The sequence below is a fragment of the Ruegeria sp. HKCCD7628 genome (genome assembly GCF_057221005.1).
Window position 1 is genome coordinate 195,708 of the sequence record NZ_JBWVBA010000001.1, and the last position, 22,675, is coordinate 218,382.

The following is a 22,675-nucleotide window of genomic DNA, read 5'->3' on the forward strand; positions in this document are numbered from 1 at the left end:
TTACTCTGTTAGGGCGGGCGGAATCCAAATAGACTGAGTTAAGAACCAGATTCGCGAGACCAAGATGCTGAAAAGCAAAGCTTCTCAAAATGCCGCGGACCAGCGGAACATCACCCGACTTCGGGTGCTGGAACATATCCGGACAGAAGGCTCGATTTCCCGGATAGATATCGCCAGCGCTTTGCAAACCAGCCCGGCGACAGTTACTGCAGCGACAGCCGATCTCATTTCGGCAGGATTGATCAAAGAGATCGAAACCGAACGCCAATCCAAGTCTGCCAAAAGGGGTCGACCCAGAGTTTTACTTCAGTTGGATGGCGGATCTTATCTTATTGCGGGCCTTAAAGTCGCGCGCCACATGATCTCGGTCATCCTTGCAGATTTCGAAGGAAACGAAGTTACGTCATACAAATATCCGCTGGATGACGTCCGGATGACGCCAGGCGCATTCGTAGCAACCATTCGCACGGCCATAGATCTAGCCTGTGCACAGATAAACGCGACCCTGGGCTCCCTGTCCGGAGTGTCAATCGGGATTGCCGGTCTCGTAGACGCTGAACGGAACTTTGTACACTGGTCCTCATCCCTTACCGAGAGAAACGTCGACTTCAGCCAGTTTCTGGAAACAGAATTGCCCTGCCCTGCCTTTATAGAAAACGATGCCAACCTGGTGGCAAAGGCGGAACAACTTTTCGGATTAGGCAAGGGTCTTAAGAATTTTTTGGTCGTGACGATCGAACACGGCGTAGGGCTTGGAATTGTGCTGGACGGCAAGCTGTATCGCGGGGAAAGAGGCTGCGGAGCAGAGTTTGGCCACACCAAAGTTCAACTGGACGGCGCGCTTTGCCAATGCGGCCAGCGAGGGTGCCTTGAAGCCTATGTCGGCGACTATGCATTGATCCGGGAAGCAACCGTTGCCGATCAAGGCACTGGAACGGAAACGGTTGCAGAGATCCACAAAAACGCGCGATCCGGAGACGAAAGAGCGAAGTCCGTTCTGACCCGCGCGGGCCAGATGTTTGGTCTGGGGATATCCAACCTGATCAACCTGTTTGACCCTGAATGCATTATCCTGTCCGGGACTCAAATGGATTTGGAGCACCTGTATTCGGACGAGGTGATGGCCCGAATCCGCAGTGGCGTCGTGAATGTCGACACCCTCTTGCCGGAAATCAAAGCGCATCACTGGGGCGATCTTATGTGGGCTAAGGGTGCTGCGGCGTACGGGATTGAGCAGGTCTCGATCCTTAAGGTAAAAGAGCTGGCAAAAAATGCGCCCTGAGCTTTTTATCCTGCTCGCTTTTGCATCTGCGGCCAGTGCAGAAAGTCGCGCTCCTCAGTTCCAAAAGAATGACATAGGTTCTCATATCTATGACGGCGGCTGGGAACATTTTGTGGGCGGCGGGGTCGCCGTTTTCGATTGCGACGGCGATGAGCTGCCCGAACTCTTTGCCGCGGGCGGCACCAACACATCCAAACTGTTCAGAAACACATCGCGCGAAGGATTATCGTTTCGCGCCGACACCCCCGAGCCGCTTGCCATAACCGGCGTAACTGGGGCTTACCCGCTGGATATCGACAGTGATGGAATTCTGGATCTGGCCGTTTTGCGCGTGGGCCCCGATTTGCTTTTGAAGGGTGAGCCTGATTGCAAGTTCCGCCGCTTCAGCACCCTGGGCTTCCAATCGGAGGATCATTGGACAACCGGATTCTCTGCCACATGGGAAACCAATCAGACCCTGCCAACACTGGCCTTCGGAACTTATGTTGATCGTCGCAATCCCGACGGCCCATTTGAAACTTGCGGACCCACGGTCCTATTCCGGCCAACTGGTGACAGCTACCGGCCACCGGAACTCCTTGAACCAGGCTATTGCGCGCTTTCTATTCTGTTTTCTGACTGGTCGCGCACCGGGCAAGCGGATCTGCGCGTCAGCAACGATCGCCATTACTATGTGCGCGGCGGCCAAGAGCAGTTATGGGCAATGGAGGAAACACCAAGCCTTTATTCTAAAGAAGACGGATGGTTGCCATACTCGATCTGGGGGATGGGCATCGCTTCGCGGGATCTGACAGGAGATGGCTTTCCCGAAGTTTACCTGACTTCGATGGGCGATCAGAAGTTGCAGATTTTCGATCCCAAAGCCGGTGGTCCGACCTGGCGCGACGCCACCTTCGGCAAAGGCACAACCGCTCACAGGCCACATACGGGAGGCGACGGCCGCCCATCGACCGGATGGCATGCACAATTTGGGGACGTCAACAACGACGGTCTGGACGATATCTTCGTCGCCAAGGGAAATGTCGAGCAGATGCCAGATGCGGCTTTGGATGACCCCAACAACCTGCTTTTACAAAAGGAAAATGGTCAATTTCTAGAAGCTTCCGTCGAGGCTGGCATTGCCTCTATGGCCAAGTCTCGCGGTGCGGCTTTGGCTGACCTCAATAATGACGGTTGGCTGGATCTGGTGGTGGTTAACCGAGGCTCGGAACTTGAGGTCTACCAAAACCAGCCTGACACCGAGAATTGGGTGATGCTGGACATTTCTCAAAACAAGTCAAATCGCTTCGCGGTCGGTAGCTTTATCGAGGCCAAAACCGCGTCAGGTATGGAAACCCGAGAAATCACAATCGGTGGAGGGCATGCAAGCGGCATTGCAGGGCTGCATCATTTTGGGCTGGGGGATGCGGAAGCAATAGAAGTTCGCGTAATTTGGCCAGATGGTGAAAAAGGAGCATGGAAGGAATACCAATCGAACCAGATCATTCGCATTGAGCGCTGATCATTGATCGACTGGCAGTCCACTTGGAACATGATCCGGAACTCCAAGGCGCTCTGCGGGATCTTCCAAGCTGCCCAAAAAGCTCAGAAGTGCGCTGATCTCCTGATCCGTCAAACTTATCCTCGGCAGATCGCTGCTTCTGGCAATCGCATCCAAATTCTCTGGGTTCAACAATGACCGTTGATCCTGCGCACCAGGAAAATAAGGTAGTTTCGCCATTTCCAACGTGTACGACCGCAGTGAAGCCTCTGGGTTGAGATGATGGCGCACGATATCTTCAAGCCGTGCATAGGCGCCGTTGTGCCCATATGGTGCCGTCAGCGTTACATTGCGCAACGAGGGCGTGCGAAACGCAAACGCGTCCTCTGCGTCACCAGTCACGCGCAGGCGTCCATCATCTCGGGTATGGCTTTCAAATCGCGCTGCTTTTCCCGGTCCGATCTGCGGCAGCGCAATCGAGTGAAATTTATGGTCTGTTTGGAACCAGCCCGAATGACAGGTACTGCACCCTGCTTTCCCGTAAAACAACTGCATGCCGCGCTGTGCCTCTTCGGGCAATGCTGCTTCCCCCCGCATCGCAAGGTCAAACGGGCTGTTGTCGGCGCGCCATTCGAACGCAATGAAATCTGCAATTACATTCGCAATAGCCGAGAACGTTATCGCGTCCCCAGGAGCGGTTAAGGAAAAACGGTGTTCATATTCTGGGATGGCCGCGACGCGAGCTGCAATCAGATCCCACGCCCCCCCTTCCTGAGTAAGCATCCCTAGACGTACAGCCTGACTGACATCATTCTCGGAATAGTGGCCTGCCATCTCATCGGGCGAAAGCACTGGAAACATTGCCTGAGCTGCCAAAGCTGAATTGAAACCTGACCGCATGTGCGTGCCCAGCGGCGTCCTGATACCGTTCTCGCGCGTCGGATCAGTTTCAAGGCGCCCGTCATGAAAGAAGGTTGTGAATTCGGTTGCACCAAGGTTCCAAAGCCCCGGCGAATTGCGCGGAATGCGTTGCTCCGGCGGGTTGTCCGTGTCAATTTTGCGCCCTGCCCCCAAACCCGAACCCCCTTCTCCGATCCCAAGCGAGAGCCCATCTGACGTGCCAAGCTTGGGGTGGTGACAAGTTGCGCAGCTGATGTTCCTGTTTCCGGACAAGATCGGGTCATAGAAAAGCAGCCGTCCAAGTTGGACACTAGCCGGATCAGATTCAACAAATTCTGGGTTCGGACCGAGGTTCTGAGACGTTGCGGACGTGATGGACGCAATCACCACGCCGAAAGCAATAATCGGAGCAGCAAACCTCATGAGCCACCCTCGGAAATTTCCAAAATCAAGGTCTGCTCGTAAGGGGTTTCGGGCGTGTAAATGATCGACGGGAATTCGGGGATGTTAGGCGCATTGGGATAACCTGACGGCTCGATGCACACACCGGCGCTTTTGTGAAAGGGTTTCGTCAGGTGAGCGCCAGAGTAAACCTGCGCCCCTGCCTGGTCTGACCAGACAGACAACTTCAAACCGTTGGGTGCAGTAAGGTCAGCGACCGGAAACCCATTATCTCGTGTGCAGTCAAAAACGAAATAGTTGTCCAAGTCCGTCAAAGCGGCACCGATCGCTTTCGGCACAGTGAATTGCATCTCACCCTCACTTGCATCCTCAAATTTGCCAGAGGGAATTCCCCGATTGTCAACTTGAAGATAGCGGCTTGAGGTCAGCCGCAGACAATGCTCGGAAATGCCCGCCGCTCCACCGAGGCAGTAATAGTTGTGCTGCGCTATACTTATGGGTGTCGGCCGATCCGGTTGCGCCGAAATGGAATAGGTCAAACGCGGGTAGTCCAGCCTTACCCGCACTTCAAATTTGATTTCTCCCGGAAACCCGCCGGAACCCTCTGGGGAAGTGAGGCGCAATATGGCCTCGTTTACTGTTATCCTCTCAAGAGCCCAATTCTGATGCGATAGCCCTGCGCGCCCACCATGCAAAGAATTTTGACCGTCGTTCGCGTCAAGCTCATAACGAACGTTTCCCATGTCAAAATACGCTTGTCCGATCCGATTGGCGACACGCCCGACGATTGCGCCCAGATAATTTTTGTCGGCGACATAGTCCTGCGGGTTCTCGTATCCAAGGATCATTGGCAAACCCTTGTACCACCAGCTTTGAGTTGTGGCTCCGTAGCTGAGCAGCGACACTCGCATATCGCCATCACTCAGAACGGCCCTGTCGATCTGAGGAGATATGTCCCGTCTTGTGTTCATCGTTTGGCAAAAGATGCTAACGCCGAATAGTATTGCAGGTAGCGTTGGTACTCGGTTTCGAAAGCATCGACCAAGTCCTGACGAGGTTCGATGACCCTGTCGATTTTGGGAGACGTCATTATTGTGCCCGGGAGTGCACCAGTGACCGAGCACATTGCCAGACGGGCGGCACCGATGGCGGCTCCGAACTCACTGCCCTGCGGCAAGGCCAGGGGCGTATTGAGCACAGTGGCCAGACTTTTCAACCAATAATGAGATCGCGCACCGCCGCCAACGGCCAAAAGGCTCGTTGGTTTTGTTCCGGTACTCTTGAGGGCCTCTAGGCAGTCCCGCATTGCAAAGGCGACGCCTTCCATGACTGCCCGCGTCAAATCGGTGGCCTCCGAGGAAATATCCACACCCAGAAACGCACCACGGATTGCACTGTCATTGTGCGGCGTCCGCTCACCTGAAAGATAAGGTAGAAACGTGATCTCTGATGGGCCATCCAGATCAGCAGGCAGCGCAGCGACCAAGTCGCTAACGGGCTGGCCAAGGTTGCGGGAGAGCCAGTTCAAACTATTTGTCGCAGACAGGATAACACCCATCTGAATCCACCTGTCAGGGACAGAATGGCAAAAACAGTGTACAGCTGTTTCTGGCGCTGGAGCATACTTGTCCCTGGACACCAGCAGCACACCCGAGGTTCCGAGAGACAAAAAGCCAGTTCCGTCGCTGATACTGCCTATCCCACAGGCAGCAGCGGCATTGTCCCCTGCTCCGCCAGCAATCACGACTTGTCCAGACACCCCCCATTCTTTCTGCAACTCGGACCGCAACTCTCCTCCCGGATCACTGCCTTCGACCAATCGGGGCATTTGTTTGATGTTCATGTGGCTTTGTTCCAGGGCAGTTTCCGACCATCGCCGTGCACCTACGTCCAGCCATGAAGTCCCCGCACTGTCAGACATGTCACTGACGTAATCCCCTGTCAGCCAGAGCCGCAAGTAGTCTTTAGGTAGCAGAACTTTGGCAATTTTGACGAACAGGTCAGGTTCATTTGCACGAACCCATTCCAACTTGGGCGCCGTAAAACCCGGAAAAACGATATTGCCTGAACTGGCACGCATACCGGGTGATTGATCAAGAATCTCTGCTTCTCTCGAAGCCCTTGTGTCGTTCCAAAGAATGCACGGCCGCAACACGTTGCCATTGGCATCCAGAAGGGTCGCACCATGCATGTGTCCGCTCAAACCAATGCCACGCAGCGCGGAAAACGACGTTCCGTGTGCTTCACGAAGCTGAAGGACAACTTCTTTGCAAGCCTCTATCCAGTCCGAAGGCGACTGTTCGGACCAACCAGGCTTTGGGCAAGACGTGAGAATTCTAGACCCGGCACTACCTTCAACGATACCCGCGTCGTTGACAAGAATTCCCCTAAGACCGGATGTTCCCAAGTCCAGACCGAGATACATTTTCAAACCACCCATATTTTATTTTAGTTACTAAAATTATTTTACGGAAAGATATTGTCAATAAAAGTTTCAAGCAATTTGGTTTCCAGTGCATTAAACCTTCGCCACTAAGGACATTAGAAAATAGCGTGACGCAGTTTCCTGAGCCCAACCTGCCTGTTTTACCGCCACTAAAACCGTTTTTTTGATGCAAAAACGTCTGATTTGATTTCGAAAAGGGTCTCGAAAACCGTCGTGTGTGCAAGTCCCAACACGGTTACAGCCGCCATCTGTCCGCCATGCTTCGTACAATGGCTTGGACGCGAGGCAAATTTGCGGCACTTTCTTGCCACGCGCTGACAAGCAATGGGCGTAGCATGGCTCATTTTTCTAAATTGCTGCCGTGCTTAAGGTTTTCCCCTTAAATTCCTCTTAGCGTTTTCACATCTCATTCTTATTCATAAATCAGGAGACTACTATGTCACGTACTCTTGTTCTCGGCGTTCTCGTTGCCGGTATTGGCGCCGGTATCTACTATTATCTCACACAACCCGAGCCCACGCCGGCCGAACAGTTGCAATCCGCGGCTCAGGACGCAGGTGATGCGGTCAGCGACGCTGTTGAATCCGTTGCAGAACAGGCTGCAAACGCGTCCGACCAGGTCGAGCAATCCGCGACCGACTTGGCAAATCAGGCGTCCGAAGATGTCGCCGCCTTGGCCAGCCAAGGTCAGGATCTTTTGAACAGCTGGATCGAGGACGGCACGTTAGCCGTTCAAAACTTTGACTATGACAAAATGGTCGCATCGGTGAAGGACAGCGCACTGACCAATGATCTGAAAACTCGCGCGATAGCCATTCTGGACGAAATCAAGGCTTCTCCCGAAGTGTTTGCCGCCAAGCTCGAGGAACTGAGGGCACTTCTTACCCAACAGTGATCACGACCGGCGGAGGCGCAGAGTTTGCATGCAAATCAGAGTTTCAGGCAGACCTCCTGTAACGTCACCAAGCAGCAAAGTTGACGTTTCGATAACCGTTTGCTTGGCTACTCAAACTTGGTGCCGCCCCTTTTCGATGCAATCTGCCGAGTACAAGGGGCGGCCCTATACAAGTACAGGATAGATCATGACCACCCTTCCCTCGACCATGTATGCGGTTGTTCAAACCCATGATGGCTATTCCGAAACGGCTACCGGTCCGACCATTAATGACGCCGCTGACTGGCTGGCAGCAGCCGAGATGCAAGTTCCTGTGCCAGGTCCTGGAGAGGTTCTTATCAAATTGCGCGCGGCTTCCGTTAATCCGTCGGATATTCACTTCATCAAGGGTGAATACGGCCAGCCCCGCGTTCAAGGCACAGCCGCCGGGTTCGAGGGCTGCGGCGACGTAGTTGCAACCGGAGCAGGGGCTGAAGCCCTGCAAGGACAGCGTGTGGCTTTTGTGGCCGCGCAGGCGGGGGCATGGGCCGAGTACATCACGACACCAGCGATGATGTGTATACCACTGCGCCCCGACATCTCGGACGAGGACGGCTCAGCGCAGATCGTGAACCCCATGACCGCAATGGCGATGATAGATATCGCGCGAAATGCAGGAGATGCCTTTATCGTTTCCGCCGCGACCAGCCAGTTGGGCAAACTGATGTGCAGTCTGGGCCGAGACCTGGGGTTGAAGCCCATCGCGCTTGTCCGCCGCGACAATGCGATTGCACCCTTGAAAGAGCTGGGCGCACATGAGGTTCTGGTCACGTCCGACCCCGAGATGCGAACGAAACTGGTCGCGCTTGGCCACGCCCTGAAGCCTCGTGTGTTTCTGGATGCCGTGGCCGATCAGATATCAGAACAGGTCTTTTGCGCCATGCCCAACGGCGCGCGCTGGGTGTGTTATGGCAAGCTCAGCTCTGACCTGCCCAAGCTGACACAGATGGGTCAACTGATCTTTATGGGCAAGCAGATCGAGGGGTTCTGGCTGACGCAGTGGATGACCACCACACCACCCACCGATCAGATGCGTGTGGTAGCCGAGGTACAGGCGCGGTTCGCCGATGGGCGCTGGAAAACCGACGTTTCCCAGAGGGTTGCGTTGAAGGATGTGATTAAAAATCTGGCTAATGCTCTAAAAAAGGGTGACGGAAAGGTGATCATCACGCCATAGTAGAATAACGCGTCGGACCAAGGAGGATGGTCAGAGGCACTAAAAAGCCGGACAAACCGGCATTGGGAGGTGAATTTGGATAACGCACAGCTGCTGATCAGCGGGCTGGCGAATGGTTGTGTCTACGGCCTGATCGCGCTCGGTTTTGTTCTGATCTACAAGGCGACCGAAGCGGTGAATTTCGCGCAAGGCGATTTCATGATGCTGGGGGCCTTTGTCACCATCGGGCTGACCAATACCGAATATATGGGGCTGCCCTTCTGGCTCGCGCTGCCGATCTCATTGGGGATCATGGGGGCGTTGGGGTATCTGGTGGATCGGCTGATCATTCGGCGGCTGTTCGGCGAAAGCCAGACGGCAGTGGTGATCCTGACAATCGCCCTTGGCTTCGTGATCCGATTTGTCGCCGGGCTGATCTGGGGGCACGAGCCGCAGACGCTGCAGAACCCGCTGGCCGGGAAAGAGGTGCGGTTCGGCGGGCTTGTGTTGGGTATGGAGGATGTGGCCGTCATCATCGTCACCATCCTGCTGACGTGGGGACTGTATTTGTTTTTCAGCCGGACCAAGCTGGGACTGGCAATGCAGGGCGCCTCGCAGAACCAGCTGGCCGCCTACTACATGGGCGTTCCCGTCAAGCGTGTGCAGGGCTTTATCTGGGGGCTGGCGGGCGTGGTTGCTGGGATTGCGGGTATCCTGTTTGCCGCCAAGGGTTCGGTCGATCCGACCACGGGTCTGCTGGGTATCAAGGCGTTTGCCGCCGCTGTGATCGGCGGGTTCGGCAGCCTGCCCGGCGCACTGGCTGGAGGGTTGATCGTCGGCGTTATTGAGCCCTTTGCCAGCCGCTATATCGCGGCCGGATACAGCCAGATCGCACCTTATGCGCTGTTGCTGGCAGTGCTGATCTTCCGCCCCAACGGGCTGTTCAGCCAGGTACGGATCAAGAAGGTCTAGGCAGATGCGGATTGTATTCAAAACCAACTACATGCAGGATATCCGGCCGTGGAAAGACGGCTATCAATTGACCCTCTACTTGATCCTTCTGGTCGTAGTGGCCGCAGCCCCATGGTTGCTGGACGATTTCTATTTGGGTGAGCTGACCAACGTCCTGATCTGGGCCATCGCCGGTCTGGGCCTGATGGTTCTGACGGGCCACACGGGGCAAGTCAGTCTGGGTCACGCGGCGTTTCTAGCCTTTGGCTGCTATGCCAATGTTATCCTGCTTGAGGCCGGTGTGCCCTTCCTGATCGCCTTTCCGCTGGCCGGTATCCTGACCGGCATCGCAGGTGTGACGGTGGCCATCCCTGCTCTGCGACTGCACGGCATCTATCTGGCGATTTTCACCATGGCGCTGTCGATCCTGATGGATGATGTCATCGTCCTGGCCGAGCCGATCACCGGCGGCGTTGGTGGCAAGTTCATAGGCGGCGTCGATATATTTGGCCTGACGATCGACCGCTGGGGCACCCCCGCCCCGTTTTTCTGGCTGGTGCTGGCGGTCGCATTTCTGGTGACGCTGGGCTACATCAACCTGCTGCGCGCGCCCTTGGGCCGCAGCTTTATCGCGGTGCGGGATTCCGAGGTTTCGGCACAGGCGATGGGCGTAGATATCGCGCGCACCAAGATGATTTCATTCGCGCTGTCCTGCGCCGTCACCGGTTGGGCGGGTGCGTTGATGGGCATGTATGCGGGTGCGATCAACAACGAAACGTTCAGCGTCCTGATCTCGATCCAGCTGCTGATGATGATCGTGATCGGTGGGCTGGGCTCGATTCACGGCGCGTTTCTGGGCGCCATCGTAATCGGGTTCCTTCCACAATTCCTGTCGATCTCAAAGGAATATGTGGGTGCCTTGTTCGGCGGCAGTACCGTCGCAATTCCGGGGCTGGAATTCGGCATTTTCGGCATGATCCTGATCGGTTTCATCCTGTTTGAACCGATGGGCATGTATGGCCGCTGGCTGAAAATCCGCACCTGGTTCGAGCTGTTCCCCTTCTACCGCAAGGACATGTTCAAGCGTCAGAAATCCTACCTCAAGACGGAGCGCCTGAGATGAGCCTGCTCGCGTTCGAAAACGTCACCCTGAAATTCGGCGGCCTGACGGCGGTGAATGACCTGTCCTTTTCGGTCGAGGAAGGCGAGGTCTTTGCCATCGTCGGCCCCAATGGTGCGGGCAAATCGACCGTGTTCAACCTGATCTCGCGCTTCTACGACCCGTTTGCCGGGTCGATCCGATTTGACGGGCATGATCTGCTGCAGGTCAAACCCTCGGGCGTGGCGACTTATGGAGTGGCGCGCACGTTCCAGAATATTGAACTGTTCGAACATGCCACCGTGTTGCAGAACCTGCTGGTCGGGCGGCACCGGCACCGCAAAACCAACCTGGTCTCAGAGGTTCTGTTCCTGCCCTCGGCCCGGCGGCAAGAGCTGGAAAACCGCGAAAAGGTTGAAGAGATCATCGATTTCCTCGACCTGCAGGCCTATCGCGACAAGATGATCTCGGGCCTGCCTTACGGTGTGCGCAAAGTGGTCGAGGTCGCCCGTGCTCTGGCCACCGATCCCAAGTTGCTGTTGCTGGACGAACCGGCCTCGGGCCTGTCGGTCGAGGAGACGACGGATATGCGCTGGTGGATCGACGACATCCGACGGCAGATGGGGATCACGGTGCTGATGGTGGAACACGATATGGGGCTGGTCTCGGGCGTGTCCGACAGGGTGCTGGCGATGGCTGATGGCGCGATGCTGGCGCTGGGAACACCGGCTCAGGTGCAATCCCACCCGGCGGTGGTCGAAGCCTATCTGGGGAAAGCCTCATGAGCGCGCCGATCCTGACCATCCGCAATGTCGAAAGCTTCTACGGCCCGATCATGGCCATTCGCGGCGTGTCGCTGGACGTGCATCCGGGGCAGATCGTGTCGATCCTGGGTGCGAACGGCGCGGGCAAGACGACGCTGATGAAGACCGTGTCCGGCGTGATGGACCCCGAAAAGGGCAAGATCACCTTTGATGGCGACGAAATCCAAGGGTCCGAGCCGCATAAGGTCGTGCAAAAAGGCATCGTCCATGTCCCCGAAGGGCGCGAGGTGTTCCCCCTGATGACCGTGGACGAAAACCTCAGCCTCGGGGCCTATACGGCGACCGACAAGGGGCAGATCGACCATGACCGCGAGTTGGTATTCTCTTACTTCCCGATCCTGAAGGAACGCCGAAATCAAGAGGCCGGAACCCTTTCGGGCGGACAGCAACAGATGCTGGCAATCGGGCGCGGGTTGATGGCGAACCCCAAGATCATGCTGCTGGACGAACCCTCGCTGGGTCTGTCGCCGCTGCTGGTGCAGGAGATTTTCAGCATCCTCAAACGCCTGAATGACGAACAGAACATGACCATGATGCTGGTCGAACAGAACGCCAATGCGGCGCTGGAATTGGCCCATCATGGCTATGTGATGGAGGTCGGGCGCATCGTCATGGACGGCGCGGCGGATGTGTTGATGCAATCCGAGGACGTCCAGAACTTTTATCTGGGCGTGCAGGAAGAAGGCGCGCGGGAAAACCGCCGCTGGAAGCGCAAAAAGACATGGAGGTGACCGGCATGAATATCAGCACCCTGCCCCCTCAGACCAAGATCAACGGAATCCAGCTCAACGCCACCCCCGGACAACGCCCGGTGCTGGTGGATGAATGCACGACCCTGTGTCACCTGTTCCAGAAACGCTGCGCCGATCTGGGCAACCGCACCGCGCATCGCGAGAAGGATTTCGGCATCTGGAAATCCTATTCCTGGGCCGATTACTGGCAACACGCCAAGTGGATCGGACTGGCCCTGCGCAAACTGGGTCTGCAACGCGGTGAGGTCGTCTCGATCCTGTCAGAGGACCGCAAGGAATGGGCGTGGTTCGATATGGGCATTCAATGCGTTGGTGGGATTGCCTCGGGCGTCTATACCACGGATTCCGCCAAGCAGTTGAAATACCTCGTGAATGACAGCGACAGCCGGTTCCTGATCGTCGAGAACGAGGAACATCTGGACAAGTTCTTCGAGGTCGAGGCCGAGCTTCCCAGCCTGCTGAACGTCATCATCCTTGAGGATGAGGGCCTGCACGACCTGAACCACGACCGCTGCATGATGGTTGCCGACCTCTACGAGATCGGGCGGCAAGCCGAGGCCGAAGACCCCACCCGGTTCGACGCCGAGATCGCGCTGGCCTCACCGCAGGACACGGCCTTGCTGGTCTACACCTCGGGCACCACCGGGGCGCCCAAAGGCGCGATGCTGAGCCATGAGAATATTCTGGCCGCGATCGAGGCCGGGGCGCATTCCCTGCCCACATTCGAAACCGATGAGCAGCTGTGTTTCCTGCCGCTGTGCCACATCCTTGAACGCGACGTGTCGGTGTATTTCCCGCTGGCCGCGAAATGCGTGGTGAACTTCGCCGAAAGCCCCGAGACCGTCTTTGCCAACCTGCAAGAGGTATCGCCCAGCACATTCACCGCCGTGCCACGCGTTTGGGAAAAGATCTATTCGCAGGTCAAAATCCTGACGCAAGAGGCCACCCCCACAGGCCGCGCCGCCTTTGGTATGGCACTGAAAGCCGGGTTTGCACGGGCCGAATACCTGCTGGCAGGTAAACCGGTGCCCGCTGGTGTAGCCGCCCAGTTTTGGCTGTGGGATCGGCTGGTCCTGCGCAATCTGCGGCGGATGCTGGGGATGGACAAACTGCGCCGCGGCGGCAGCGGGGCCGCGCCCATCTCGGCCGATCTGCTGACATGGTACTGGGCCATTGGTGTGCCACTGGTCGAAGGGTTCGGGATGACCGAAACCTCGGGTCTGGCGACGCTGAACACCACCGAAGATAACAAGGTCGGCACCATCGGCCGTGCAGTGCCTGGCAATGACGTGCGCATCTCGGATGACGGTGAAATCCAGGTTAAGGGTCTGAACATCTTTCAGGGCTATTGGCGCAACAATGCCAAAACCGCTGAAACATTCACCGCCGATGGCTGGCTGCGCACCGGCGATATGGGCAAGATCGACGCCGACGGGTTTGTGACCATAACCGGCCGCCTTAAGGACATCATCATCACGGCAGGCGGCAAGAATATCACCCCGGCCGAAATTGAAAGCCGCCTGAAGTTCAGCCACTACATCTCGGACGCGGTGATCATCGGGGATGCGCGCAAATATCTAACGGCACTGATCATGATCGATCAAGAAAACGTCGAAAAATTCGCGCAGGATCGCAAGGTGCCGTTTTCGAACTTTGCCTCACTCTGCGCCGCGCCCGAGGTGCTGGATCAGATCAAGGCCGAGATTGATGCCGTCAACAAGGAATTCGCGCGGGTCGAGCAGATCAAGGACTTCCGCCTGATCAACGTGCTGCTGACCGCTGATGACGAAGAACTGACCGCCACGATGAAACTCAAACGCAGCTTTGTTGAGAAGAAACACGCACATCTGATTGAAGACATGTACAAATAGATAAGGGTCTACCCAAAGGGAGGAAAAACATGAGGAACGTGATCAAACGACTGGCGGCCGCCACCGCTTTGACGGCTGCGGCAACAATCGCAAATGCCGAGACGCAGGGTGTGAGCGACGATGAAATCGTCATCGGCTCGGTCAACGACCTGAGCGGTATTTTCGCCGCTGTGGGTGTTCCCGCAACCAAGGGCGCGAATGTGGTTTTTGACCGCGTGAATGCAGAAGGCGGCGTGCATGGTCGCAAAATCCGTTTCGTGGTCGAGGATAACGGGTACCAGATGCCGCGTGCGATGCAGGGCTATAACAAGCTGCTGAACCGCGACAAAGTGTTTGCGATGCTGCAATCGCTGGGCACACCCATGAACGTTGCTGGGTTCAAGCTATTAGACCCTAAAGGTATTCCCAATGTTGCGCCTTTGACCGCAGCGCGGCAGATGCTGCAGGAACCGATGGACAACAAATTCACGTCCTTCTCGACCTATTTCGACCAAAGCCGCGTGGGCGTGAAATACCTGGCCGAGCAATTCGGAGGGCAAAAGGTCTGCACCATGTATCTGCCAACCGATTTCGGTGAGGAAATTCTGGAAGGCAGCAAAGCCGGTGCCGAAGAGGCCGGGATCGCCTTCGCGGCGGAAACCACGCATAAGCCGGATGAAACGGATTTCGTTGGATCTTTAAGCAAGCTCAAGGAAGAAGGATGCAATATCGTCACCATGGCGCTGGGCGTACGGCAGGCGATCACCGTGGTTGGAACGGCCAAAAAGATGGGCTTGGCTGATATGAAGTTCCTCGGAACGTCCGCCAGCTTTCTGACCGTTGTGGCGCAGGTACCTGGTGGTGTGACAGACGGGTTCTATGCGGCCGCGTCCTGGCAAGATCTATGGGCGCGTGCTGATGAGCCTGCCCCGGCCGCCTTCATCGAAGAATACAAAGCTGCGACCGGCGAAGACCCGGTTGGCTTTTCCATGCTGGGCTATTCGGCCGCCGAAATGATGGTCAAGGCGCTTGAGGCCGCCGGTCCCGACCTGACTCATGAGAGCTTTATCGCCGCAATGGAATCTCTGGACTATCAGGACGAGCTGGTTGGCAACCATATCACCTACGGCCCCGATGATCACCAGGGCGCAGACTCGGTCTATGTGAGCGTTGTAGAGGACGGCGCATGGAAGATCGTCTACGAAGAGTGAAACACCGGTAGATGTAAACCAACAAAGGGCCCTCTCATGCGGGCCCTTTTCAAATAGTCGCCACACGTGGCGGGTGTTTCTCGCTCAACATCGACAGTCGAACCTTAGAGTTCCGTTGATCCCCTGATAGAGACCGAACAAGAGCTTTTCCCAAAAGCCTGCAAGTTTTCCGAAAAATCAAACGCATGGGAATTCCCAAAATGGTAACACCCAATCTTTTCAACGCGTTTTTAGCGGAATAATGGCGCACCTGAGAGGATTCGAACCTCTGGCCTCTGCCTTCGGAGGGCAGCGCTCTATCCAGCTGAGCTACAGGTGCCTTGGCTGTTAGCTAACCTTGTTCCGATCCGGGTGCAACTGCAAATCTGCCCGGATAAGTCAGGTTTCACGCAAACAGATCATGCGCCAATTCCAGCGCGTCGATCAGTGTGTCGACCTCTTCTTTTGTGTTATAGAGGCCAAAGCTCGCCCGGCAGGTGGCAGTGACTCCGTAGAAATCCATCAACGGACCGGCGCAATGATGACCAGCGCGCACCGCGACGCCTTTCTTGTCCAGAATGGTGGAAACATCATGCGCGTGCCCCGCCCCGTCCAGCGTAAAGCTGAAAATGGCGGCCTTGTCAGCACGGGTGCCCTGAACCTGCAACCAGTTGAGCCCCGTCAGCCGCTCCATCGCGTAATCACGAATACCCGCTTCATGGGAGGCGATGTTCTCCATCCCCAAATCCATCATGTAGTCCAGCGCCACGCCCAACCCGATGGTTTGCACAATACCCGGCGTTCCGGCCTCGAACTTCATCGGTGGATCATTATAGATCACCTGATCCTTGCTGACCTCTTTGATCATGTCGCCGCCCCCGATAAAGGGACGCATCTCAGCCATACGTTCGGACTTGATGTAGATCGCACCAGACCCGGAGGGGCCATAGAGCTTGTGCCCGGTGATCGCGTAAAAGTCGCAACCGATGTCCTGAACATTGACCGGCATATGTACTGAACCCTGGCTGCCATCGACCAGAACCGGGACACCTTTGGCGTGCGCGCCTTGGGTGATCGCCTTTACATCAACCACAGTGCCCAAAACATTCGAACACTGAGTGACGGCGACCAACTTGGTCTTGGGGCCAATAGCGTCAATGACAGCCTGAGGGTCCAGCCCTCCTTCAGAGTCCACATCAACCCATTTCAGGACAACGCCCTGCCGTTCCCGAAGAAAATGCCAAGGGACGATGTTGGCGTGGTGTTCCATCACGGAAAGCACGATCTCATCCCCGGCCTCCAGGCGCGGCATCGCCCAACCATAAGCGACCAGATTGATGCCTTCGGTCGTACCCGAATTCAGAACGATCTCATCCTCATCCGCCGCGCCCAGAAAGCGCGCAATGGTGCCGCGCACGGATTCGTATTTCTCGGTCGCCAGATTGGACAGATAGTGCAGTCCACGGTGTACGTTGGAGTACTCCTCGGCATAGGCGCGTGTGACTGCATCAATCACAACCTGCGGCTTTTGCGCCGATGCTCCGTTATCCAGATATGTCAGTGGCTTTCCGTTTACCTCTCGGGACAGGATCGGAAAGTCCGCACGGATTTTATGTACATCATACATGGTATTTTCTTCCCTAGACAGGGCCGCTGGGCACCAACACGAGGACAAATGGGACTGCAACCAGTGCAGACAACACGATGACCCCAAAGGATTTTAAGATCGAACCGAACTTATGCGCTTCATTGATGAAATGGAGTGTGACGTAAAGGCTGATTATCAAAGTCGCCACCACAAACATCACCAGCAAGAAGGGCAACACCAACGAAACCACCAGCGTTAAGACCAGCGCCGCAACCTGAAGGAACTGCAACCAGACCATCAGGATCATGAAGTCGTTGAACGTGGCCACCCCGCCAAGAAAGCGCCCGATCACAAGAAACGCAACGATACTGAACATCATTGCCCCTGCCGACCTCAGCAAACCCAGGACAACAGGCTCGGGTGGTAAGGCGATTTCACCTGGCGGCACCGGGACAAGCTGCTGGATACCAACCTGGCCCAAGCTGTTCATCACAATAGCCAGGAAAAATGCCAGCCAAAGAACCTCTCGCCCCGGCTGCAAAGCCAGTAATCGCCGCGCGGCATCAGAAGGTTTGGTCACTGTTAGAACCGCTAGGTTTAGTACGGACTGAACTGTCATTGCGACACCCTCTGCGCCTGTCTGAGGCCCGAGAGCCAGAACCACAGAAAGACCACAAACCAGATCAATCCAACACCCGTCAATGCCGGACCCGGCCCGATAAAGCCTGCCACAAGGCCATTCAGCAACACCAAAGGTGTCGACGACAAAAGCGCCCAGAACAGCGCCACCCGGGCGCCATAGGCTGATCCTTTGCCTCCGACCAGCCGTGCCGCGCCATATGACACAAAGGCCAATGCGTAGAAAAACAGCGGCAGGATGATTACAGTGCCCAAAAGCGCACCGCCCATAAGCATGTTCAACTCAAGACCTTCAAGATGCGCACGGCGGGACAAACTGGGTAGTTGCGCGATGAACGCGACCACACAAAACGCCATCACAAAGACCAAAGCCCGATCTTCGCGCTGTCCCAGTTCAAGAAGCCGGCGCACAACACGCCCCGGCCCCCGATATGTGGCCACTATATCCGACGTTACCGGCATTAGCTGTGCCGCGACATCCAGCCTTCAAGGCGATCGACAATGGCCTGCGACAGGGCATCGTCCTCAATCTCGTCCACGGCCTCCGCCAGAAACGCCAGCGTCAGCATGTTGGTCGCCTCTTTGGTCGGAACCCCGCGCGAGCGCAGATAGAACAGCGCCGTTTCATCAATCGCACCTGAGGTCGAGCCGTGCGAACACGCCACGTCATCCGCATAGATCTCAAGCTCGGGCTTGGCGAGGAACTGGCTGTCGTCATCCAGCAGCAGAGACTGGCTGATCTGATAACCATCAGTCTTCTGAGCGCCCTCCTTCACAAGAATCTTGCCTTGGAACACACCTGTCGCGCCGTTGCGCAGCACTTTCTTGAACACCTGACGGCTTTCACAATTCACAGCGTCATGAGTGATGAAGACGGTATCGTCGTGATGGAAATCGCCGTCACCAACGCAGGCACCGGCAACATGGGCCACCGCATCGTCTCCGGTCAGCTCGACCACCTGTTCGTTGCGCGTAAGCACGCCATTCACAGTCAGGGTGAAGGATTTGTAGACCGATTCCTGCCCCAGACGCGTGAACATGTGGGTCGCGGCACGACGCTCGTGGTCGCGGCCTTGCGCCCGCACGTGATGCAACACCCCACCATCGGCAATGTCGATCTCCATGCATTTGTTGAAACGCGAAGCCGCCGGGCCGTTTTCAAGGATCGTCACCTCGGCACCGCTTTCGACACGGATGATATGGTGCAGCATCGCGTCCGAGGTTTCAGAGGCATGGCGATAGATAAAGCTGATCGGCTTGGTCGGTTTGCCCGAGACATGGATCGCGATCCCATCCGCCGCGAAGGCCGTGTTCAGCGCCGCCAGAGGACGTTGCACAGGCGATTGACCACGCGCTTCAAGCACGCCGTACAGCTCTTTCGCCCAATGAATATCCTTGAAACAGATATCCTCGATCCGATCGATAGTGACACCTTCCAGCGTCAAATCATCAGACTGTTCGGGGCTGAAAACACCATCAACGAAAACGATCTTCAAACGGTCCAGATCGGCGAACAGCATGGCCTCATCCGGATCGAACAGCGCGGCCCGAGGGGCCTCGGGCGCTACCAGCGTATCCGGGCGGGTGTATTTCCAATACTCATCCCGGCGACCGGGCAGACCCATTTCCAGCACACGGGCCAGCGCGTCTTCGCGCGCGGCTCGAGTGCAACCGGCGTCGGGCATGACCAGATTGGCCAGCCGCGCCTCGGTTGCGGTTTGTTTCACTTCGGGCAATGCCATCAGTTCACCTCGGCCAGAATGTCTGCGTAACCGTTGTTTTCAACCTCCAGCGCCAGATCGGGGCCACCGGTTTTGACGATCTTGCCGTCCGCCATGATGTGTACAACGTCCGGTTTGATGTGATCCAACAAACGCTGATAGTGCGTGATCACCAGGAACCCACGTCCCTCGTCGCGCAACGCGTTCACACCCTCGGCCACCAGCTTCATCGCGTCCACATCCAGACCCGAGTCGGTTTCGTCCAAGATGCACATCTTGGGTTCGAGCATCGCCATTTGCAGGATCTCGTTGCGCTTTTTCTCACCGCCCGAGAAGCCAACATTGACAGGGCGTTTCAGCATGTCTGCGTCGATCTTCAGCGACTTGGCCTTGGCGCGGACTTCTTTCAGGAAGTCAGCCGCCGACAGCTCATCCTCGCCGCGCGCCTTGCGCTGGGCATTCACGGCGGTGCGCAGGAAGGTCATGTTGCCCACGCCAGGAATTTCGACCGGGTATTGGAACGCCAGAAAGACACCAGCGGCGGCGCGCTCTTCCGGTTCCATCTCCAGCAGATCTTCGCCGTCCAGAGTCGCCGACCCATCGGTCACTTCATACCCGTCGCGCCCCGAAAGCACATAGCTGAGCGTCGACTTGCCCGAGCCATTCGGCCCCATGATCGCGTGCACCTTACCGGCCTCGACCGTCAGATCGACACCTTTGAGGATTTGCTTTTCTTCTTCCTCAAGCTTCACGTGCAGGTTCTTGATTTCAAGCATTTTTTACCCTTTTGCGTAGCGCAAGGGACCGCGCGGCCCCGATATTTTGTGAATTTCGAAATGATGCGGCTTTAGCCGACCGAACCCTCAAGGCTGATCGCAACAAGCTGTTGTGCTTCCATGGCAAACTCCATCGGCAACGCCTGCAACACGTCCTTGCAGAACCCGTTTACCACCAGCGCCACAGCCTCTTCCTCGTCCATACCGCGCTGTCGGCAGTAAAACAGCTGATCGTCATCCACCTTGGACGTCGTCGCCTCATGCTCCACACGGGACGAGTTGTTCTTGACCTCGATGTAAGGCACTGTATGCGCCCCGCATTTGTCGCCGATCAGCAAGCTGTCGCACTGGGTATAGTTGCGGCTGTTCTTAGCCTTGGGATGCATCGAAACCAGACCGCGATAGGTGTTCTGCGCCTTACCCGCGCTGATACCCTTAGACACGATGCGCGACTTGGTGTTCCTGCCCAGATGAACCATCTTCGTGCCGGTATCGGCCTGCTGATAGTTGTTGGCGATGGCGATCGAATAGAACTCGCCCTGGCTTTCCTCGCCCCGCAGGATGCAGGACGGGTATTTCCAGGTTACAGCCGAACCGGTCTCGACCTGCGTCCACATCACCTTGGACCGGTCGCCCCGGCAATCGGCGCGTTTGGTCACAAAGTTATAGATGCCACCCTTGCCATTCTCATCACCGGGGAACCAGTTCTGAACGGTCGAGTACTTCACCTCAGCGTCTTCTTCGATGATGATCTCGACCACAGCCGCGTGCAGCTGTGCGGTATCACGCTGGGGTGCGGTGCAGCCTTCCAAATACGACACGTACGAGCCCTTATCGGCAATGATCAGCGTGCGTTCAAATTGGCCTGTGTTTTCCGCGTTGATACGGAAATAGGTGCTCAGCTCCATCGGGCAACGCACGCCCGGCGGGATGTAAACAAACGAGCCATCCGAGAACACGGCCGAGTTCAGAGTGGCGTAAAAGTTGTCCGAGACCGGAACCACCGAACCCAGATACTTCTTGACCAATTCGGGGTGCTCTTTGATAGCCTCAGAGATCGAGCAGAAGATCACACCCGCTTTCTTCAGCTCTTCCTGAAACGTGGTTCCAACAGAAACCGAGTCGAACACCGCGTCCACGGCAACCTTGCGACCCTCAGCCGGCGCATCCTCGGCACCTTCGACACCCGCCAAAATCATCTGTTCTTTCAGAGGGATACCGAGCTTTTCGTAAGTAGCCAGCAGCTTAGGATCGACTTCATCCAAGGACTTGGGCTTTTCCTCCATCGACTTGGGACGGGCATAGTAATACTGGTCCTGAAAATCGATCTTGGGATAGCTGACCATCGCCCAGTTCGGCTCATCCATCTGAGTCCAGCGCTCGAACGCGGCCAGACGCCATTCGGTCATCCACTCTGGTTCTTCGTTCTTTTCCGAGATCAGGCGGACGATATCAGGGTTCACGCCCTTGGGCGCGTATTCCATCTCGATATCGGTTTCCCAGCCGTATTTATAGGTTCCGACCTCGCGTACCGCATCCACGGTTTCCTGATCGACACCCTCTTTTACCTGGGTCTGGTCCAAAGCGGCCATAAGACACCCTCCGTCTGATCACGCGGCCCGCGCGCGATGCTTTTTCTCTTTTTCCAGCCACGTTTCCGCGAAACGCAGCACATCTTCTTCCGTTGTCGCAGGCCCCAGCGAAACGCGAATTGCGCTGGCAGCTGTTACCTCGTCAAATCCCATCGAGGTCAGTACCGCACTTGCACGTACCTTGCCGCTGGAGCAGGCCGAACCTGCGCTAATCGCAAATCCAGCCAGATCCATCTGCATGACCTGCGTCTCACCCTTCCAACCGGGCGTGGCGAAGCACAGAGTGTTCGGCAGGCGTTCCTGATCTTTCCCGACAAAAATAGTAGATTTAGAACCGGCCTCAAGGGCCTTTTCTAGAATATTTCTAAATTCTTTGACCTGCTCCCAAACACCATTGGCCAGATCGCGCGCGGCCGCTTCAGCTGCGGCCCCGAACCCTGCGATTCCAATAACATTTTCTGTCCCGGAGCGACGTCCCATTTCCTGACCGCCACCCTTGATCCGGGCGGGCAGATCGGTTCCGCGCTTCATCACAACCGCGCCAACGCCTTTTGGACCGCCAAGCTTATGGGCCGAGATCAATGCCATCTGGGCATCCAGCCAGTTGAACGCGATTGGTAATTTTCCAAACGCCTGAGTCGCATCGGTCACCGCCAACCCTGCTGGCAATGATTGAACGATACCCGTCTCGGAATTCGCGTATTGCAGCGTCGATTGGTCCGGCGCTGAAACCGCAACCATACCTTCTTTCGACACGCTCAAATCTTCCACTGTCCACGCGCGGACCGCATCATGTTCGATTGCAGCCCCATGCAGGCCCCGCCCCTCTAGTGTCAGAGCAGCCCCTTCGGTCGAACCCGAAGTAAACACGACATCAGCCCCTTCGGCCCCAAAGGCAGCCGCAATCTGTGCTCTTGCGCGCTCGACAAGCGCCTTAGCTGCGCGCCCTTCAGCGTGGACCGAGGATGGATTGCCGCAAATCTCCATTGCGGAGATCATCGCCTCGCGAGCCTCTGGACGCAGAGGTGTGGTGGCATTGTGATCCAGGTAAATACGATTCACGGATTCACCTTTTCGGAGCGCAGAAGTTCGT

At 56.4% G+C, this 22,675-nt stretch carries 20 protein-coding genes and 1 tRNA gene; 10 read left to right on the plus strand and 11 right to left on the minus strand.

Going from position 1 to position 22,675, the window contains the following annotated elements; all coding sequences use genetic code 11:
* Nucleotides 1-64: 64 nt before the first annotated feature.
* Nucleotides 65-1,282: an ROK family transcriptional regulator gene (locus AC2TAD_RS01010; RefSeq protein ID WP_480865556.1), complete on the plus strand. Its 1,218-nt coding sequence runs from the start codon at nucleotides 65-67 to the stop codon at nucleotides 1,280-1,282.
* A complete protein-coding gene (locus AC2TAD_RS01015) occupies nucleotides 1,272-2,783 on the plus strand; it encodes a CRTAC1 family protein (RefSeq protein WP_480865557.1) in 1,512 nt (503 codons plus the stop codon). Before AC2TAD_RS01010 ends, AC2TAD_RS01015 begins: the two co-directional genes overlap by 11 nt.
* Here AC2TAD_RS01015 and AC2TAD_RS01020 read toward each other — a convergent pair whose 3' ends face one another.
* Genes AC2TAD_RS01020 through xylB form a run of 3 tightly spaced genes read right to left on the minus strand, consistent with a single transcriptional unit; the run spans nucleotide 2,784 to nucleotide 6,489 of the window.
* Entirely contained in the window at nucleotides 2,784-4,085 is a 1,302-nt protein-coding gene (locus AC2TAD_RS01020; protein ID WP_480865559.1) for a cytochrome-c peroxidase, read from the minus strand.
* Entirely contained in the window at nucleotides 4,082-5,035 is a 954-nt protein-coding gene (locus AC2TAD_RS01025) for an aldose epimerase family protein (RefSeq protein ID WP_480865560.1), read from the minus strand. The genes AC2TAD_RS01020 and AC2TAD_RS01025 overlap by 4 nt, the downstream gene beginning before the upstream one ends.
* The gene (xylB, locus tag AC2TAD_RS01030) at nucleotides 5,032-6,489 is read right to left on the minus strand and encodes a xylulokinase (RefSeq protein ID WP_480865561.1); all 1,458 of its coding nucleotides are present in this window, start codon (nucleotides 6,487-6,489) and stop codon (nucleotides 5,032-5,034) included. Before xylB ends, AC2TAD_RS01025 begins: the two co-directional genes overlap by 4 nt.
* Before the next feature lie 457 nt (nucleotides 6,490-6,946).
* Between xylB and AC2TAD_RS01035 the strand changes: the two genes are divergently transcribed.
* The 8 genes from AC2TAD_RS01035 to AC2TAD_RS01070 all read left to right on the plus strand — a co-directional run bounded on the left by AC2TAD_RS01035 (nucleotide 6,947) and on the right by AC2TAD_RS01070 (nucleotide 15,287).
* Nucleotides 6,947-7,405, plus strand: coding sequence for a hypothetical protein (locus AC2TAD_RS01035; RefSeq protein WP_170724299.1), 459 nt, complete (start codon nucleotides 6,947-6,949; stop codon nucleotides 7,403-7,405).
* A gap of 187 nt (nucleotides 7,406-7,592) precedes the next feature.
* On the plus strand, nucleotides 7,593-8,621 hold the full coding sequence (locus tag AC2TAD_RS01040) for an alcohol dehydrogenase catalytic domain-containing protein (protein WP_480865563.1): 1,029 nt from the start codon (nucleotides 7,593-7,595) through the stop codon (nucleotides 8,619-8,621).
* A 75-nt stretch (nucleotides 8,622-8,696) separates the two neighbouring features.
* Entirely contained in the window at nucleotides 8,697-9,572 is an 876-nt protein-coding gene (locus AC2TAD_RS01045; RefSeq protein WP_170751263.1) for a branched-chain amino acid ABC transporter permease, read from the plus strand.
* Nucleotides 9,573-9,576: 4 nt separating this feature from the next.
* Nucleotides 9,577-10,674: a branched-chain amino acid ABC transporter permease gene (locus tag AC2TAD_RS01050; RefSeq protein ID WP_480865565.1), complete on the plus strand. Its 1,098-nt coding sequence runs from the start codon at nucleotides 9,577-9,579 to the stop codon at nucleotides 10,672-10,674.
* Complete coding sequence (locus AC2TAD_RS01055) at nucleotides 10,671-11,435, plus strand: ABC transporter ATP-binding protein (RefSeq protein WP_480865567.1); 765 nt, start codon at nucleotides 10,671-10,673, stop codon at nucleotides 11,433-11,435. The genes AC2TAD_RS01050 and AC2TAD_RS01055 overlap by 4 nt, the downstream gene beginning before the upstream one ends.
* The gene (locus AC2TAD_RS01060; RefSeq protein WP_480865568.1) at nucleotides 11,432-12,205 is read left to right on the plus strand and encodes an ABC transporter ATP-binding protein; all 774 of its coding nucleotides are present in this window, start codon (nucleotides 11,432-11,434) and stop codon (nucleotides 12,203-12,205) included. Before AC2TAD_RS01055 ends, AC2TAD_RS01060 begins: the two co-directional genes overlap by 4 nt.
* 5 nt (nucleotides 12,206-12,210) lie before the next feature.
* Nucleotides 12,211-14,097 carry an AMP-dependent synthetase/ligase gene (locus AC2TAD_RS01065; RefSeq protein WP_480865570.1) on the plus strand — a complete coding sequence of 629 codons (1,887 nt, stop codon included), beginning with the start codon at nucleotides 12,211-12,213 and terminating at the stop codon, nucleotides 14,095-14,097.
* Between the two features lie 29 nt (nucleotides 14,098-14,126).
* Nucleotides 14,127-15,287, plus strand: coding sequence for an ABC transporter substrate-binding protein (locus tag AC2TAD_RS01070; RefSeq protein ID WP_209197246.1), 1,161 nt, complete (start codon nucleotides 14,127-14,129; stop codon nucleotides 15,285-15,287).
* 242 nt (nucleotides 15,288-15,529) lie between these two features.
* Here the strand turns inward: AC2TAD_RS01070 and AC2TAD_RS01075 are convergent.
* The 8 genes from AC2TAD_RS01075 to AC2TAD_RS01110 all read right to left on the minus strand — a co-directional run bounded on the left by AC2TAD_RS01075 (nucleotide 15,530) and on the right by AC2TAD_RS01110 (nucleotide 22,644).
* Nucleotides 15,530-15,606, minus strand: a tRNA-Arg gene (locus AC2TAD_RS01075).
* Between the two features lie 66 nt (nucleotides 15,607-15,672).
* Nucleotides 15,673-16,893 (minus strand): cysteine desulfurase, encoded by a 1,221-nt coding sequence (locus tag AC2TAD_RS01080; protein ID WP_353389804.1) that lies wholly within the window; start codon nucleotides 16,891-16,893, stop codon nucleotides 15,673-15,675.
* Between the two features lie 13 nt (nucleotides 16,894-16,906).
* Entirely contained in the window at nucleotides 16,907-17,473 is a 567-nt protein-coding gene (locus AC2TAD_RS01085) for a YIP1 family protein (protein ID WP_480865572.1), read from the minus strand.
* On the minus strand, nucleotides 17,470-17,955 hold the full coding sequence (locus tag AC2TAD_RS01090) for a YIP1 family protein (RefSeq protein ID WP_170751278.1): 486 nt from the start codon (nucleotides 17,953-17,955) through the stop codon (nucleotides 17,470-17,472). Before AC2TAD_RS01090 ends, AC2TAD_RS01085 begins: the two co-directional genes overlap by 4 nt.
* Nucleotides 17,955-19,235 carry a SufB/SufD family protein gene (locus AC2TAD_RS01095; protein WP_480865574.1) on the minus strand — a complete coding sequence of 427 codons (1,281 nt, stop codon included), beginning with the start codon at nucleotides 19,233-19,235 and terminating at the stop codon, nucleotides 17,955-17,957. Before AC2TAD_RS01095 ends, AC2TAD_RS01090 begins: the two co-directional genes overlap by 1 nt.
* The gene (sufC, locus tag AC2TAD_RS01100; protein ID WP_170553354.1) at nucleotides 19,235-19,990 is read right to left on the minus strand and encodes a Fe-S cluster assembly ATPase SufC; all 756 of its coding nucleotides are present in this window, start codon (nucleotides 19,988-19,990) and stop codon (nucleotides 19,235-19,237) included. Before sufC ends, AC2TAD_RS01095 begins: the two co-directional genes overlap by 1 nt.
* A gap of 71 nt (nucleotides 19,991-20,061) precedes the next feature.
* The gene (gene sufB, locus AC2TAD_RS01105) at nucleotides 20,062-21,582 is read right to left on the minus strand and encodes a Fe-S cluster assembly protein SufB (RefSeq protein ID WP_480865576.1); all 1,521 of its coding nucleotides are present in this window, start codon (nucleotides 21,580-21,582) and stop codon (nucleotides 20,062-20,064) included.
* A gap of 18 nt (nucleotides 21,583-21,600) precedes the next feature.
* Nucleotides 21,601-22,644 (minus strand): cysteine desulfurase family protein, encoded by a 1,044-nt coding sequence (locus AC2TAD_RS01110; RefSeq protein ID WP_480865577.1) that lies wholly within the window; start codon nucleotides 22,642-22,644, stop codon nucleotides 21,601-21,603.
* Nucleotides 22,645-22,675 lie beyond the last annotated feature (31 nt).